The sequence below is a fragment of the Thalassotalea castellviae genome (genome assembly GCF_031846185.1).
Lineage (GTDB): Bacteria > Pseudomonadota > Gammaproteobacteria > Enterobacterales > Alteromonadaceae > Thalassotalea_H > Thalassotalea_H castellviae.
In genome coordinates, this window is sequence record NZ_JAVRIF010000001.1 from 731,935 (window position 1) to 749,276 (window position 17,342).

Here is a 17,342-nt window from a genome sequence, read left to right on the forward strand (position 1 = left end):
GGGAAACAACAGAGACGTTTTTCAAATATTTACCATAATACCTGATCAATCTCATTTAACAGTATTTGAGATTGATCAGTAACCCTTTCATAGTCTTTATTTTTTAATGACGTTTCTAATGCTAACGCATATTGAGAAAGTGCAGAGAAGCCAAACATTTGAGCGGCACCTGCTATCCTATGCACCAGTTGAGACAATTGTTCATAATCATCATTTTTAATGTGTAAAATGATATCTTGTTGTTCTAATGCAAGGTTAGACTTAAACTGTTCGACCAAATCAGAAAAATCCACTTGATTTAAAGTTTCTGCTACTTTATCTGAACACACTTTGTGCTGATAATATTGACAAATGGTCTGAATAAATACCTTTCTCTCTATAGGTTTTTTAAGATGATCATCAAAGCCTTGTGCTAAATATTCTTCCACCTCATGAGCCATTGCGTTAGCGGTTAAGGCAATAATGGGTTGAGTTGCTCCTTTTTGCCTCATAATCGTATGTGCTTCGATTCCATCCATTTCAGGCATTTGTATATCTAACAAAATAACTTGTGGTTGATATTGAAGAAACTTTTGTACCGCTTCTTTACCATTTTTTGCGGTATAGACTTCTAAACCTAATGAACGTAATAAACGACTGATTAATTTACGATTATCTTGATGATCTTCTGCCAATAAAATACTACCAGAAATATTTTCAATATTTTCCTTAACCGTATCTTTTTCAATAGCCGGTTGAATAAGCTCAAGCTCTCTATTTTGGTAATTATCTAACTCAACACTAATGGGTAAGATAAAAGTAAACGTACTGCCTTGATTTAACACGCTTGAAATTTCAATATTTCCGCTCATTAGTTGTGCCAATTGTTGCGATAAACACAAACCAAGTCCTGTACCACCAAAACGACGACTGATACTACTGTCACCTTGAGTGAAACTCTCAAAAAGACTGTTGATTTGAGATGAACTCAATCCGATTCCAGTATCTTCGACAGAAAAAATTAATTGCTGTGATTCAATTGTAACAATGACTTTAACTTGACCTTGAGATGTAAACTTCACGGCATTTGAGCATAAGTTGATAAGAATTTGTTTGATTCGAATACCATCAATGGGCAGTACAAAAGGACGTGGCAGCGCATGATAAACCGAAAAAGTTAAACCTTTACTCTTTGCTTGCTCGGTAAACATATTTGAAACATCTTGTAATAGGCAATGTAAGTCTTGAGTTTGAATATCTAAATCAAGCTTATTCGCTTCTACCTTACTTAAATCTAAAATATTATTGATTAATTCTAATAAGTGTAAGCTATTGCTATGAATAATATTAATATCAGCATGCAAAGTTTTTTCATCGATATCATCGTAAATTAAAGCCTCTGCTTGGGCAATAATGGCGGTGAGTGGTGTTCTTATTTCATGGCTCATATTGGCTAAAAACAAACTTTTGACCTTATTCGCTGCTTGTAACTTATCAGCTAATAATTCAAGTTCTTTCGTCCGCTGCTTCACTTTAGTGATTAGCTCAAGTTTAGAGCGGCGTTCGGCATTCCTACGATAGATAAAAAACGCAGTTAACAGTAATAAGCCAAATGCAACAATAATAAACTTTCGTTTTTGTCCCGTTTTAGACAATTCTAATTGCTGTAATTGCTCATTTTGCTTTAATTGAAGCACCTGTTGTTTTAGTTGCTCTGACTCGTAGCTTGCCAACAATAAATTGAAATTATCATTTTCTCTTTTATTTCGCGCCAAAATATATAATTTATGATATTTCAATGCGTTAGCAGGTTGATTTAACGTCGCATAGACTAATGAGAATAACGAATAGTTATTTAAAAGCTGTTTCGCGTAATTGAGTTCTTCTGCTATTTTTTGAGATTGAAGTAAATAACTTAATGATTGCTCAGCATTTCCTAAATAATACAGTCCTTTTGCGTAGGTATGCAAAGCGCCAGACAAGGCCGTTTTGTATTCATTTTCTTGCGCAATAGCAATCGACTCTTCTGCAAAAGTTAAAACTCTATCATGTTGATTTAATTCAAAATAAACTTCAGCTATATTGTGATAAATAGAGGCTAAACTAAATAAGTCATTTTTTTCTAAATAATAGTTTAACGACTTTTGCATGAACTCTAAGGCAATTTCAGCTTTATTTGACTGCTTATATGCAATACCTAAATCACTATAAGCATCGGCTAAGCCAGATAAATCCTGAATTTTTTTTCGTCTTTCTATCACATCTAAATAGGCTTCAATTGCCGTATCATAACGTTCAAGTTTTAAATACAAACCAGCAATATTGAAACGAATATCAATTCTGTCTAACTCGCTGCCAAACTCTTGATAGATCTTTTCCGCCACTTGATAACTATTAATGGCTTGAATATTTTGGCCTAAAGCGGCTTGAGCAAGGCCAATATTATTATTCATATTTGCAATTAATATCGGTTGGTTGAGACGATTTATAATCTCTAAAGCGTCATGATAATGTTCAATAGCCTGTTGGTACTCACCTTTCAAATAATGATAAATACCCAACCTTTTATATGCTTGTGCTAAATCCAGCGAGTTATCACTTTGTTCAGTTAACAGAATAATGCGATTAACAGTTTCAATGGCATTAATAAAATCGCGAGTATTTTGATAGTTTTTTTCTATCGCTTTTAATACGTCTAACCTTTCGTTATTGGTTAAATTAAAAGCCGTTAACAATTCTTTCAATTCAAATAAGATAAGTGCTTGATCTGTTTTCGCTTCAATGGAGGAAATTTTTTGAGTGATGGATAGTTGGGACGATTGCTCTAGATACGGTTCAGTGTGAGCACTACAAACAATTATGAACAAGCCGAAAACTAGTAAAGTTTTTTGAAAATAACCTAACATAAAAGCGCGTAATCAACCTCAAATAGAAACGTTGATTTTTATAGTACGCGCTTATTGTGATTTATACAAAAATTCAATAAAGGTAAATCTATCCTTGCTTATTTTGAACGTTTGCCTGTTGAAGTAGCGTTTTTATTTCCATAAGTTCGCGCGCCAGACTGTCAATTTGTGCTCGACTTGCCGGTTCACCGCCTTCTTCCGTTTCACCATGTAATTCTGCGCGATAACTTTCATGCTCTTGACCCATCACTTCTAAAATGGTGCCGACCATCATATTTAAAAAGATAAAAGCCGTTAAAAAAATAAACGAAAGATAAAAAATCCAGCTCATCGGATGGACAGCCATGGTTTCATACATCACATCAGTCCAATCTTCAAATGTCGCCACGCGAAATAAGGTCAACATAGAAATAGAAACGTCTCCCCAAAGCACTTCATTAATATCTTCAAACAAAATACTGCCAATGGCAGCGTAAATATAAAAAATCACAAACATCAGTAAAGCAATATAGCCCATTCGAGGAATCGCTTTAATTAAGGCGTTTATCAATAAACGCAATTCAGGCACCATCGAAACTAATCGTAATACCCTGAAAACACGTAAAAGCCTAGCTAATAAAACACCTGAGCCACCTGCTGGAATTAAACTCCCGATGACAATAACGGTATCAAAAATATTCCAACCACTTTTGAAAAATTCTTTTTTCTTCCGAGTTGCCATAAAACGAATAATGATTTCAATTAAGAAAAATACCGTAATCGCAGAATCTAATATGGACAGTAAATGGACCGCAGGCTCTGGTAAATCATGTGTTTTGGCACCTATCAATAACGCCGAAATGATAATGACGGCAATTACAGCCCATTGAAAGACCGGACTTGAATCAACTTTTTTTAAACGACGTTGAAAGCGAAAAACCATTGAAGCCATTGTTTTATCCTATTTTAGTCACTGCATCACTGACAAAAGGGTTATGTTTACGTTCTACACCAAAGGTGCTCATTGGTCCATGACCGGGTATAAATTGCACGTCATCTCCTAAAGGAAATAATGTCTGCCTTATCGAATTTATTAAAGTTGCATGATTGCCACGCGGAAAATCGGTTCTACCAATTGACCCTTTAAATAAAACATCGCCCACTTGCGCTAATTTCGACTCAGGATGATAAAACACCACATGTCCAGGAGTGTGGCCGGGGCAAAAATATACCTGTAATTCAATTTTGCCAAAGCATACGGTATCCCCTTCATTTAACCAGCGATCAGGCGAAAAAGACGCTGCTTCTGAAAAACCAAATTGCTTTTTTTGTTCTGGGATCAAATCAATCCAAAATTGATCTTCTTTACTCGGCCCCTCGATTGCAATGTTAAAGCGGCTAGCAATTATTTGACTGGCACCGGCATGATCAATGTGTGCATGAGTGAGTAGCACTTTCGTTAACGTTAATCCATGCTGCTCTATCGCTTCAATAATCAGCTCAACATTTCCACCAGGGTCGACAACTGCCGCTTCCTTCGTAATATCACACCAAAAAAGTGTACAGTTTTGCTGAAATCGTGTTACAGGAATTATTTGATATTGCAGCATATTATGTCGGCTTTCATTATTACTTGAGCATCACTCGATATGTTTAAGTGATGTGGGTATTGATGCTCATAACTTCAAGAGAGAAATATACCTGTTGACTATTTTTTACAAAATTTCATCGATTATTTTCAAGAAAATACACCGAAAATATAAAATAACTTCACTAAAGAGATTGAACTCGGTAAGCTCGACAAAAATAAAAACTATAATGTAGTAAATTTATGACCAATGTTAGAGACTCATTTCATTCCCGTATCGGTTTTATTTTAGCCGCAGCCGGTTCGGCTATAGGTTTAGGTAATATTTGGGGCTTTCCAACTCAAGCAGCCAATAATGGTGGTGGTGCCTTTTTATTTGTTTATTTACTTGTCACGCTTTTACTTGCGTTACCGGCACTTTATGCTGAAATTTATATTGGTAACCAAGCACAAAAAAATCCGGTTTCAGCGCTTGGTGATGCCTGTAGTCATTTTTCCGAAGGAATAGGTAGAAAAGCAGGAATTATCGGCTTATGTGGCGCAATCATGATGCTAAGCTTTTATACGATAGTGGCTGGTTGGATGTTGGCCCACACCCTTTCTTCAATGGCTGAATTAGCTGGAATGACTCAAGCTTCAGCTTGGTTAGCAAATTCAAGCACCGAGCGTAACATACTTTTTACCCCGATATTTATTTTCCTAGGTGCGGCGATTATTCACCAAGGGGTTAATGCTGGAATTGAACGTTGGTCAGCACGTTTGATGCCGATTTTATTGGTTATGCTAATTGGCTTAATTATCTACATTTTACAACAACCAGGTGCTGATAAAGGGTTAGAAGTGTATCTCATTCCTGACTTTGCTCGTGTTACCGATCCTGAATTAATCATCTCAGCGATGGGCCAAGCTTTCTTTTCATTGTCAATTGGTGTTGGAGGTATGATGGTTTATGGCTCTTACATGCAAAAAGATAAAGATATGGGTAAATTAGTCTTATCTATCACTGCATTAGATACGGGAATTGCATTTTTAGCCGGCTTGTTAATTATTCCTGCGTTATTTGTCGCAGAACATGCAGGTTTGGACGTTTTTCAAGATAATCAGCTTATTGGTGAGGGACAGTTAATATTTCATATTCTTCCGGCCTTGTTTGATTCTATGGGCACTATAGGCTTAATTGTCTCTAGTGGTTTTTTCCTACTCCTCTCGATTGCAGCACTTACTTCAACCATTTCATCAACAGAAGTTCCTGTCGCTTATATGGTGGAAGATAAAGGCTTTAGTCGTAAAAAAGCGACGTGGTTAGTCTCTATTATTGTTTTATGTAGCAGTGGCTTACTCATTGCATTTTTTGATGCTTTATTTGGCGCAGTTATTCGAGTATTAACAACAATATTACAACCGCTAAGCTGCTTATTTTACTTTATTGTCGTTGGTTGGTTATGGAAAAGAGGCAATAAATTACGAGATGTATCATTACAGAAAGACCGAAAATGGTTAGCTTTATGGGGAAATTATTTACGTTATGTTTGCCCTGTGTTGTTAACTGTCGTTTTTGTCAATGTCGCCATTCTAAATTAACCTTCATTTTGCAAGACACCGATTGTTTAATCTCATTTAGCAGCTTTTTCCAAGAAGCTGCTAAATGATGATAATCACGTTAAATTCACGGTCAGTGTTAGTAACTCGAAACCAGTCTCTTAATCCTTAAGAAACGACAGCACGTGACGTGCCCCCAAAATAGAGAGCCATTATTGGCAAACTTGATTTCGCCCTTTCTTTTTCGCTTTATACAAGGCTTGATCCGCTTGTTTAATGGTTTGTTCAAAACTCTGTTTTGCTTGTCTAGTTGCTACCCCGATAGAAATTGTGACATTCACGGTTTTCAGTGACTCGGCCTGATTATTCTGTCGAGATTTTTTTGTTTTTCTTATGGGGTGACGAATTACAATATTATAATCAGCAACCGACTGTCGAAGCTTTTCTAATTCATCAAGGGCTTCTGCTGCAGTTTTACGCGGGAAGATTGCCGTAAACTCTTCACCACCATAGCGAAAAACTCTTCCTCCTGATTTCACTTCTGCAAGCTTCGCGGCAACTAATTTAAGGACTTGGTCACCTATATCATGACCATAGTTATCATTAAACTTTTTAAAATGGTCGATATCTAACATGGCAACACAATACTTGCGCCCTAAAGATAATGCATATTGATTCAGTGCTCTTCTTGAAGGTAAATGAGTTAACTCGTCTCGATAAGCTAAATAATACGAATCAATCACTACCACGATAATATAATGCAAAACAAGTAAGCTAAACATGATACTAAGGGGCAAAGATATTTGATCGTTAAAATAAAGATTGCCGACAATTAACGTTGTTAACAAAGAAGAAACGAATAAATTTGGCTGGCGTAAACTTTTAAATAACACCAAAATCGCCACAATAAATAACGGAAAATTAATAATAATTAATTCTATATTTAGATAAGGTAGACTGTTTCTAATGCTATAGCTTTGTAGCCAGCTCATGGCCATTAACCATAGTTTGGCTAACGCAATACAAAAACCAAGACCAATTAGTCGCGCTATACCGTGCATAGAAATTAATGCACGATCTTTAATTAAAGTTAGGTAAGCTAATATAAATATCGTTGAAAGATATAACCATTGGGGATTTTTATTAAGAAAATCTAGGCCAGTAAAGACATTTTTACTTAGTAGGTAATAACCAAAACAAAGTGCAATTAATAAAGTAAAACGGCTACGCGAAAATTGCGCTGAAAATAGAATACCAACAACAAATCCCCCCATTAAAACCTGTTCAATAAAGTTAACTTTTGTCATCCAATAATGCTGAGTAGCAAGTGTTGCCACGATAATTAAGCTAACTGCTAAACCACTCCATAAAGTGGTTTTTAAACCTTCTAACTTTTGAATCAAACTTTATCCTTTAATTAAAAATCAGGGACATTGATTTTTTACTAATAAACACGAAAAATGACTCCCCCGTTTTGACCTATGCGGTGATTAAAGTAATCAACTCGAGAAATCTAATCAACTAATTTTAAATTAAAGGTTGGTACTTCAACCAACTCTCTAATTAAATATCTTGAGTGATCACTCAAACAAAACAAAATTAACTATTTTTACTTTCGGCTAACTCTTTGTAATGCTTTTCATCATGACTAAGTTCAACATTTTCTATTTTTTCAAAACGCGTTGAAATTTTCTCTGCTGAAGTATGAATTTGTTTTACATCCGTCGCCGCTTGATCGATATGCTTAGCTAAATTAGCAAAACGCACCTTAAATCGTGAAAAATCTTGAGCTAAATACGTTAAATGATTTTGAATAACATGCACTTGTTTACGGGTAGCTTCATCTTTAAGCACTGAACGAGAAGTGGTTAATATAGCCATCAAAGTGGTCGGTGATGCCAACCAGACGCGTTTCGTGTTTGCATAATCGACCAAATCACTTTGATGAGCATGAATTTCAGCAAAAATGGCCTCTGCCGGAATAAACATAATCGCCCCTTCTGATGTTTCATTCGCAATCAAGTATTTATCACTAATATCATTAATATGTTTTTTAATATCTAGCTTAAATTGTCGCTCTGCCGCTTTTCTTTCATGTTCACCTAAAACGTCATCCATCATTTTTTTATAACTTTCTAACGGAAATTTTGCATCGATCACCACGTTTCCCGTTGGCTCAGGTAAAAATAAAATGCAATCAGCAATTTTTCCATTTGATAAGGTATGTTGTAATGAAAAGTGTTGCTCAGGTAAAACATTTCGGATCAAACTGTTTAATTGTACTTCGCCAAAGGCACCACGCGATCGTTTGTCGTTTAACACCTCTTGCAAACTAACAACATTCGTTGATAATTCAGTGATTTTTTTCTGTGCATCATCAATTAAAGCTAATCGTTGTAAGATGTCATTAAACGTTTTCGTTGTTTTTTCAAAACCTTCCGCAAGTCGTTTTTCAACCTGTCCGCTGATCTCTTTCAGACGAAGATCAGTAGAAGTCGTCAACTCATTGATTTTAATCGCCATAGCATCGCTTGATTGTTTTAAGGTTTTCGCTTGTTCATCACGCGCCGCTAATGCTGCTTTATTTAAATGTTCAACCAGTTGATCTACTGCTTGTCGTTGGTTTTGATTAAATAAATGTTGATGTTCGTGAAGGGTTGTTTGTAGTTTGCTATTAAACTCAGTTAACGCTGAGAACTGCTTGGCAGATTGTTCATTAAATTGATTAAGAAACTTTATTTTAAAATCAGCAAATTGTTGTTCTATATAATGTTTAAATTCAAATTGTTGCTTGATTATTTGTTGTTGCTGTTTTTCAGATAAATTTGACGTTAATTCAAAATGGTGAAGCAATTGTTTAATGTCTGATTGTTGATCATGAACCTGTTTTGAAAGTGATATTACTCTCGATAACATTAAAATCAAAAGTAAGAAAACAATTAACACACATGACACAATAAGTTCATTTTGAAATGAATCTACCATTAATAAAATTTTATCAACCACTACACACCAACTAACCACTGTATTTATTAACAGTCATTTAAACACAATTCAAGGTGAAGGTTAACTTTTTTCTTTACCCTTGAGTGCTTTAAGCTTCATCTTCAATATTGTTATTTTCAACTCTATCGCCAATTTTATTAAGAATGTTCACCTCCCCTTCACAAACGGCAATAATCGATTTTCCTTGTTTAAACTCTTTTGAAATAATTACTCGTCCGTTATCGTTTTGTGGAAAACAAACCGTTTCATGCATCAATTCAAGAGAGATATCACGGTAATAAATAATAGTGACTTTTCTGATTGTAGTTTCCACTTTCTATCCTTTTAATCTGTGGCAATTCATTCAATTTTGTTTCATTATTTTAATCTTAAGTGTAGTAAATAAATCTGACCTGTCTATCGATTGAACAGACTTTATAAACAAAAAAAGCGCTCAAATGAGCGCTTAAATGATTCAAAACAAGGTAAAGTTTAGATAAGTTATTTAGATAATTTATTATCTAAATCTTCAATCTTCGCTTGCCAAATTGCTGGTCCCGTAACATGAGCAGATTCACCACGACTATCAACCGCGACAGTTACTGGCATATCTTCGACTTCAAACTCATAAATTGCTTCCATCCCCATATCTTCAAAGGCAACAACTTTTGCTTTTTTGATTGCTTTTGACACTAAATAAGCCGCGCCACCAACAGCCATTAAATAAACTGATTGATGGTTTTTAATACTTTCTACCGTTTGAGGTCCACGCTCAGCCTTACCAATCGTACCAAGTAACCCCGTTTCAGCCAGCATCATTTCAGTGAATTTATCCATGCGAGTTGCTGTGGTAGGTCCTGCAGGTCCGACCGCTTCATCACCAATAGCATCCACTGGCCCTACGTAATAAATAAATTTATCCGTAAAGTCTACCGGCAGTGTTTCACCTTTGGCGAGCATTTCTTGAATACGCTTATGCGCAGCATCACGACCAGTTAAAATGGTACCGCTTAATAAAACAGTTTCACCTGTTTTCCAGTCACTGATATCGGCTTTTTTCAAGTCATCAACATTAACTCGACGGACATTTTCACCAACTTCCCAAGTTATTTCCGGCCAATCTTCAAGTTTTGGTGGTGACAAGTCAGCCGGCCCTGAACCGTCAAGGTGAAAATGCACGTGACGAGTTGCAGCACAATTTGGGATCATCACCACTGGCTTTGAAGCGGCATGGGTTGGTACTGAGTTAATTTTGATATCAACCACTGTGGTTAAGCCACCTAAACCTTGTGCGCCAATACCGAGTTTATTCACTCGTTCGTAGATTTCTAACCGTAATTTTTCTTCGGCTGTTTCAGCACCTTTATCAATAAGTTCTTGAATATTGACAGGATCCATTAAACTTTCTTTTGCTAATACGCCAGCTTTTTCAGCAGTACCGCCAATACCTATGCCTAACATGCCCGGTGGACACCAGCCTGCGCCCATAGTAGGTAACGTTTTAACGACCCAATCAGCAATGGAATCGCTGGGGTTTAACATCACCATTTTAGATTTATTTTCGCTACCACCACCTTTTGCCGCGATCATCACTTCAATTTGATCACCAGGAACCATATCAATATGAACAACAGAAGGGGTATTATCTTTAGTGTTGATGCGAGCTCCCGCAGGATCTTTAACGATAGATGCCCGTAGAGGGTTGTCTGGATTCAAATATGCACGTCGAGTCCCCTCATCAACCATTTGTTGAACGGTTAAGTCAGTTTTATCCCACTGTACCGCCATCCCCACTTTTACAAAACAGGTAACAATACCCGTATCCTGACAAATTGGACGTTTACCATGAGCAGACATACGAGAGTTAATTAATATCTGCGCGATAGCGTCCTTTGCCGCCTGACTTTCTTCTTTATGATAGGCTTTTTCTAAAGCTTGAATAAAATCAAGTGGATGGTAGTAAGATATATATTGCAATGCATCTGCAATACTCTCAATTAGATCTTCTTGTTTAATGGTAGCCATAACAATCTCTTTACACAGTTAGGTAATGTAAAATCAACATTTGCGAGCGAAAACGTTGAAAGTTAAAAATTTGCCGATATGATACCCTGCTTATAACGAGCTCGCCACCACAATGCGAGCTAACTTTTATCTAAAAGTTTAAGAATAATTAAAATTAGGGTTACATTTTGCTTCTCAATAATAACGCCGTTATCAAGGCAAAGCCTCTACACTTTAGTCATCAGCTTCAACCTGAAGCATTATTTGAGCATTTTGCACACCAGCCTTGGGCAATGTGGTTAGATTCATGTCAAAGCGAGCATGTCGATAGCCGCTATGACATCATCGTTTGGCAACCTGAAATAACCTTAACAACAACAGGTAAAAATACCTGTGTAGATTATCTCTCTGAGAAGCGCTCAGAAAATAGCCTCGACGACCCTTTAACTATCTTGCAACGTGTTCAACAAGCCTTCTACCAAAACATTGAAATTCAAGCCAGTGAATTACCTTTTATGACAGGCGCTGTGGGACATTTTTCTTATGATTTAAGTAGACGATTTGAACAAATTCCTAGCCAAGCTGACCAAGACATTCACCTTCCTGAAATGGCGGTTGGTATTTATTCACACGCAATTATTTATGATAATAAAAAACAGCAATATTGGTTAATTGCTGATGAGAATCAATTAGATGAAATAGAAAACCACTTAAATAAAATGATTCGTGAAGGTATCGCATTTCCTCTTGAACCTTTCAAATTATTACAGACATGGCAAGCCAATATGTCTGCGCAACAATACCAAGAAAAGTTTACAAAAATTCAGCAATATTTATTATCAGGTGATTGTTACCAAATTAATCTTACACAGCGTTTCAGTTCCCATTATCAGGGTGAAGAATTCCAAGCCTATAAAGAACTAAGGAACGCAAACCAAGCACCATTCTCCGCATTTATTTGTTTAGCTGATTACCGTATTTTAAGCATCTCACCAGAGCGATTTTTACAGGTAAATCACAATAAAGTACAAAGTAAACCTATAAAAGGCACAAAGCCAAGAAGCTTAGATAGCGCACAAGATAACGAGCTTGCCAAAGCTTTGCAGCATTCAGAAAAAGATAAAGCAGAAAACCTGATGATTGTTGATTTACTTAGAAATGATATCAGTAAAGTGTGTGTACCCGGCTCGGTAAAAGTACCGACACTATTTGCAGTAGAAAGTTTTCCTGCGGTTCATCATTTAGTCAGTACGGTAGTTGGGGAACTGGAAAATCAATTCGATGCTACCGACTTACTAAGAGGATCATTTCCAGGTGGTTCGATAACTGGCGCCCCTAAAATAAGCGCGATGGAAATAATAGATGAACTTGAACCACAACGCAGAAGTATCTATTGTGGTTCTATTGGTTATATCTCGGCTTGCGGTAATATGGATACCAGTATTACGATAAGAACCTTGATTTGTGATAAAACTCGCGAACAAAATACCATACATTGCTGGGCTGGCGGCGGGATCGTTGCTGACTCAAATGTCGACGCTGAATATCAAGAAACGTATGATAAAGTAAATAAAATTTTACCGGTTCTAGCAAAACTTTAAACACCGGCCACGATAATTTTGCTAAATTATAGTGGTTTTAAGTTACTAAGTTGAATGTGAATTAACATGACTAAAAATGAATTTTTACAACGTTTTAATTTGAGTCAATTAGCAAAATCAAATAATCAGGAATTTTTACTCACTCAGCCAAAAATATTCACACCATCAGCCGTACTTATTGCTTTATTCGAAAAAAATAATCAACTGCATGTGGTACTAACCAAAAGAGCTAAACATTTAAAACATCATCCTGGACAAATTAGTTTTCCGGGCGGAAAAGTAGAAGCGTTTGATAAAAATCATATTTGTACCGCGTTAAGAGAAGCACATGAAGAAGTCGGTATTGAAAAAGATGATTGCGAGATTCTTGGTCAATTACATCCATTTCAAACCATGAGCGGCTTTTCTATTACCCCTGTTGTGGCTATGTTAAAGCGCAGTCCTTTTTATACGATTGATGAAAATGAAGTCGCTGAAATATTTCATGTCCCCTTTCATCATTTTTTATCAACAACGCAACACTATATCATTGAAGTAATAAATAAAACGGGACAACACCCTGTGCACTTTATGCCCTATAAGTCATATAATATCTGGGGAGCCACAGCGGCTATTTTAAACGACCTTAGCCTGCATATAAGAAATAACCATACCTAAATATTAAGAACCGTCTATCATATGCTATAAAAGTGTTTATTTAGATGAATACTTTCAGTTATCATTACCGTATAAAATTTTAACTTACCGTATAATTACGGAAAATAATTCAGGTTTAACGCATGATTAGTGTATTTGATATGTTCTCAATAGGTATTGGGCCTTCTAGCTCGCATACAGTTGGTCCAATGAAAGCAGCCAAACTTTTTGTTGATCATTTAATTGAGCAACAATTAATTGATAAAGTTGATCGTGTTAAAGCAGAATTATTTGGCTCACTTGGTCAAACAGGTATTGGTCATGGCACGGGAAAAGCAATTATTCTTGGTTTATCTGGACAAGCACCTGAAACCATACCTGTTGAGTCAATCGATAAAATTCTCAATGAAGTCATCGCCAATGAAACGATAGCGATTTCACAAGATAAAACGGTTAGTTTTCCAAAGAATGAATCGATTATTTATCATCGACGCAAAACCTTGCCTGCTCATGCCAACGCCATGACATTATATGCGTACAATGACAATGAAGAAGTGCTTCAAGAAACATATTACTCTATCGGTGGCGGCTTTATCGTTCGTGATTGCGATTTCGAAAAAGAAAAAGATAAAGCGCTGTCTTTACACAGTAATATTGATCGCCCACATAAATTTTCAAGTGCGGATGAATTAATCTCTCTAGCGAGTGAAAAAGGCCTAAGTATCAGCACTATCATGATGGAAAATGAATTGTGTTTAAATGATAAAGCAACCATCACTCGTAATTTAATTAATATCTGGCAAGCGATGCGTGATAGCGTCGAACGAGGCATGGCAACAGAAGGTGTGCTGCCAGGCGGTTTAAAAGTCAATCGAAGAGCCCCAGCTTTGTATCGTTCACTTTCTGTTGAGAGCAATAATGATCCCCTTTCAGCAATGGATTGGGTCAACCTTTTCGCTTTAGCCGTTAATGAAGAAAATGCCGCCGGTAGCCGAGTGGTAACCGCCCCAACGAATGGCGCTGCGGGAATAATTCCTGCTGTTTTATGTTATTACGATAAGTTCATTAAACCGGTTAAAGATGAAGATTGTATTCGTTACCTTTTAACTGCTGCTGCAATTGGAATTTTATATAAAACGAATGCAACAATTTCGGGTGCTGAAGGTGGCTGTCAAGCAGAGGTAGGCGTTGCTTGCTCTATGGCTGCTGGTGCTCTCACAGAATTAATGGGAGGCTCGCCTAAACAAGTAGAAAATGCTGCTGAAATTGGGATGGAGCATAACCTAGGGTTAACATGCGATCCTGTTGGTGGTTTAGTGCAGGTGCCGTGTATCGAAAGAAATGCGATGGGATCGGTAAAAGCGATCAACGCATCTCGACTTGCTCTTCGTGGTACAGGTACTCAAAAGGTGTCATTAGATAAAGTGATCAAAACCATGTGGGAAACAGGCAATGACATGAAAACAAAATATAAAGAAACCTCTCGTGGCGGTTTAGCGGTTAATATTATTGAATGTTAAGGCACTTTAACACGCATTTTTCTATAAAAAAAACCTATGTTAATTTCAACATAGGTTTTTAAATTTAAATAAAAATTATCTCAATAAAACGTTATTTGACGGGTAACTCAATATTTGAAAATAATTCTTCAACTTCGGTATTATTTTTGAGTAAAACAGCTCTAGTCACTAGATCACGATTTAAATGCGGTGCAAAGCGCTCAATAAAATCAAACATATAGCCACGCAAGAAAGTACCACGTCTAAAACCTATTTTAGTCGTACTTGCATTAAATAAATGGCTAGCATCAATGGTAACTAAATCACTATCAAGTTTTGGATCCATCGCCATCGTCGCGATAACACCTATACCCACGCCCATTCGAACATAAGTTTTAATAACATCGGCATCGGTTGCGGTGAAGGCTATTTTAGGTTCAACCCCAGCTTTATTAAAAGCGGTGTCTAATTCTGAACGACCAGTAAAACCAAAAACATAAGTGACTAATGAGTATTTTGCAATATCTTCAATGGTAATATTAGTTTTCTTAGCTAATGGGTGATCTGGTCGAACGATAATACTGCGATTCCAGTGATAACAAGGCAGCATGATCAAGTCGTTATATAAATGAAATGATTCAGTGGCTATCGCAAAGTCAGCATCACCTTTCGTGGCAGCATCACTAATCTGTGCCGGTGTCCCTTGATACATATGCAAAGAAACTTTGCTATATTTTTTCATGAAACCTTGAATAACATCAGGCAATGCATATCGTGCTTGAGTATGCGTAGTAGCAATTCGAAGCTTACCTTCGTCTGGTTGGGTGTGTTCTCGAGCAACCGCTTTAATTGCTTCAACTTTTGATAAGATCTCAGTGGCAATATTGATCACTTCTTTACCTGCCGAAGTAACATGGGTAAGGTGTTTACCACTTCGCCCAAAAATTTGAATGCCTAACTCATCTTCAAGCATTCGCACTTGCTTACTAATACCCGGTTGAGAGGTAAATAAACTTTCTGCTGTTGCAGAAACATTCAAATTATTATTTTGTACTTCGACGATATAACGTAATTGTTGCAGCTTCATAATGTATGTTCAGTGTGGCTTATGCAAAAAATATATACTTAAATAACAATTTATTCCATAGAAACTTAACGAATTTGTAAAAAAATTTCAGTAAAGATCAGAAAAAACCATTTATTGTTGTAATATTACAACACAAGATAGAGTAAAAGGCTAATAAAGCATCAATGAAACGTTAATTCTAATAAAGTTTCATCAAAACGAACTTTCATAGGAAAAGCTCAACTTAGCGCTATGCTAAACAGTTCATTTTTTGTAGACTGAGGAGTATAAGTCATATTTTCATAAAATGAGTATTATCTATGGGTATAATAATAGGTTTAGTGATTGCATTAGTTATCGTTGTGGTAATAGTAAATGCAATTCAACAACACAAAGAAAAACAAGAACAAGAAAAACGTGCGAAAGCCGCTAAACAAAAAGCAATAATAGATGAGACTGAAGAATTACTATTAAACTTAGCGCACTTACCCCCTAATCCTAAAGTGGTAGAAATCCTTAATCAAAGAAGTTTAAATGCTGTAAAAAACATGGCAAAAATAATGCCTGAAATGAAAGGCATTAAAAATAGAATTAGTGAAATGGAGGCACGCTTGAACGCTTCTGTTGATCTCGCTTCATCGAATGCAGGCCAAGAGCAAAGTTTTATTTTACCAGACAATGATCAACAGCTTGTTGTTATTCTGCAAACCATTAAAAAATTACGAGCAATGTTGAAATCTGAACAATCAAAAGGTGCTTTAGATGCTCAAGCCTTTATGATGGAAGATTTAAAACTTGATGCTATGCAATTAAAGATTAATGTTGAAAGTTTGCACAAACGAGGCATGCAAGCACACCAAAAAGAAATGCTCGGCTCGGCTAGACAATACTATGAAAAAGCAATACAAACCATCACAGATCACCCTAAACAAACCGAGTATACCGCTGCGAAGAAAACAGAGTTAGAAGATCAACTTGAAGAAATTACCGCCGCGTTAAAAAATACTAATGCTGCCGATGCCGCTAAAAAAGCAAAAGCAGAAGAAGATGATTTAGATATGTTATTCCAACCAAAGAAAAAGTGGTAATAAATATCGACATACCTTTTCTAACCAACAAAAAAGCTCAAGTGTTAACTTGAGCTTTTTTTATAACGAAAATAACCTTCCGATTTAAAACGGCATTTTCATCCCAGGGGGTAATTGCATCCCACCTGTTAAAGCACCCATTTTCTCTTTATTTTGTTCTTCAACGCGTCTTACCGCGTCATTAAATGCGGCAGCAACTAAATCTTCAACCATTTCTTTGTCGTCTTCCATTAAACTGTCATCAATTTCTACACGACGAACACTGTGGCTACCAGTCATAGTCACTTTCACCATACCTGCTCCAGACTCACCAGTTACTTCCATATTAGCTAATTCTTCTTGAGCTTTAGCCATTTTCGCTTGCATTTGTTGGGCTTGTTTCATCAAGTTACCCATGCCACCTTTCATCATAATTTCTCCTTCAAAATTAAATTGCCGCCACGATAGTAGTTAATGAATTAAAATTCAAGTT

The 17,342-nt window shown here is 36.4% G+C and carries 14 protein-coding genes; 5 read left to right on the forward strand and 9 right to left on the reverse strand.

The window, feature by feature from the left end; all coding sequences use genetic code 11:
* Positions 1 to 29: 29 nt before the first annotated feature.
* From RM573_RS03270 to RM573_RS03280, 3 genes are all read right to left on the reverse strand, one after another.
* Positions 30 to 2,885: a tetratricopeptide repeat protein gene (locus RM573_RS03270; RefSeq protein ID WP_311577159.1), complete on the reverse strand. Its 2,856-nt coding sequence runs from the start codon at positions 2,883 to 2,885 to the stop codon at positions 30 to 32.
* 88 nt (positions 2,886 to 2,973) lie between these two features.
* Positions 2,974 to 3,807, reverse strand: a complete 834-nt coding sequence (locus RM573_RS03275) for an ion transporter (RefSeq protein ID WP_432280204.1) — start codon at positions 3,805 to 3,807, stop codon at positions 2,974 to 2,976.
* A 13-nt stretch (positions 3,808 to 3,820) separates the two neighbouring features.
* On the reverse strand, positions 3,821 to 4,471 hold the full coding sequence (locus RM573_RS03280) for an MBL fold metallo-hydrolase (RefSeq protein ID WP_311577452.1): 651 nt from the start codon (positions 4,469 to 4,471) through the stop codon (positions 3,821 to 3,823).
* A 224-nt stretch (positions 4,472 to 4,695) separates the two neighbouring features.
* Between RM573_RS03280 and RM573_RS03285 the strand changes: the two genes are divergently transcribed.
* Entirely contained in the window at positions 4,696 to 6,033 is a 1,338-nt protein-coding gene (locus tag RM573_RS03285) for a sodium-dependent transporter (protein ID WP_311577163.1), read from the forward strand.
* Between the two features lie 170 nt (positions 6,034 to 6,203).
* Here RM573_RS03285 and RM573_RS03290 read toward each other — a convergent pair whose 3' ends face one another.
* The 4 genes from RM573_RS03290 to RM573_RS03305 all read right to left on the reverse strand — a co-directional run bounded on the left by RM573_RS03290 (position 6,204) and on the right by RM573_RS03305 (position 11,001).
* On the reverse strand, positions 6,204 to 7,394 hold the full coding sequence (locus RM573_RS03290) for a GGDEF domain-containing protein (RefSeq protein ID WP_311577165.1): 1,191 nt from the start codon (positions 7,392 to 7,394) through the stop codon (positions 6,204 to 6,206).
* Positions 7,395 to 7,590: 196 nt separating this feature from the next.
* On the reverse strand, positions 7,591 to 8,997 hold the full coding sequence (locus RM573_RS03295; protein ID WP_311577167.1) for a DNA recombination protein RmuC: 1,407 nt from the start codon (positions 8,995 to 8,997) through the stop codon (positions 7,591 to 7,593).
* 88 nt (positions 8,998 to 9,085) lie between these two features.
* A complete protein-coding gene (locus RM573_RS03300; protein ID WP_311577169.1) occupies positions 9,086 to 9,310 on the reverse strand; it encodes a TIGR02922 family protein in 225 nt (74 codons plus the stop codon).
* Positions 9,311 to 9,477: 167 nt separating this feature from the next.
* Positions 9,478 to 11,001 (reverse strand): fumarate hydratase, encoded by a 1,524-nt coding sequence (locus RM573_RS03305; protein ID WP_311577171.1) that lies wholly within the window; start codon positions 10,999 to 11,001, stop codon positions 9,478 to 9,480.
* Positions 11,002 to 11,168: 167 nt separating this feature from the next.
* On the opposite strand from RM573_RS03305, the gene pabB reads away from it, so the two are divergent.
* From pabB to RM573_RS03320, 3 genes are all read left to right on the forward strand, one after another.
* Positions 11,169 to 12,581, forward strand: coding sequence for an aminodeoxychorismate synthase component I (pabB, locus tag RM573_RS03310; RefSeq protein ID WP_311577173.1), 1,413 nt, complete (start codon positions 11,169 to 11,171; stop codon positions 12,579 to 12,581).
* A 66-nt stretch (positions 12,582 to 12,647) separates the two neighbouring features.
* Positions 12,648 to 13,238, forward strand: coding sequence for a CoA pyrophosphatase (locus RM573_RS03315; protein ID WP_311577175.1), 591 nt, complete (start codon positions 12,648 to 12,650; stop codon positions 13,236 to 13,238).
* A 122-nt stretch (positions 13,239 to 13,360) separates the two neighbouring features.
* Entirely contained in the window at positions 13,361 to 14,737 is a 1,377-nt protein-coding gene (locus tag RM573_RS03320) for an L-serine ammonia-lyase (protein WP_311577177.1), read from the forward strand.
* A gap of 91 nt (positions 14,738 to 14,828) precedes the next feature.
* Here RM573_RS03320 and cysB read toward each other — a convergent pair whose 3' ends face one another.
* Entirely contained in the window at positions 14,829 to 15,803 is a 975-nt protein-coding gene (cysB, locus tag RM573_RS03325; RefSeq protein ID WP_311577179.1) for an HTH-type transcriptional regulator CysB, read from the reverse strand.
* 299 nt (positions 15,804 to 16,102) lie between these two features.
* Between cysB and RM573_RS03330 the strand changes: the two genes are divergently transcribed.
* Positions 16,103 to 16,870: a hypothetical protein gene (locus tag RM573_RS03330; protein WP_311577181.1), complete on the forward strand. Its 768-nt coding sequence runs from the start codon at positions 16,103 to 16,105 to the stop codon at positions 16,868 to 16,870.
* An 84-nt stretch (positions 16,871 to 16,954) separates the two neighbouring features.
* Here the strand turns inward: RM573_RS03330 and RM573_RS03335 are convergent, their stop codons facing one another.
* On the reverse strand, positions 16,955 to 17,284 hold the full coding sequence (locus RM573_RS03335; RefSeq protein WP_311577455.1) for a YbaB/EbfC family nucleoid-associated protein: 330 nt from the start codon (positions 17,282 to 17,284) through the stop codon (positions 16,955 to 16,957).
* Positions 17,285 to 17,342 lie beyond the last annotated feature (58 nt).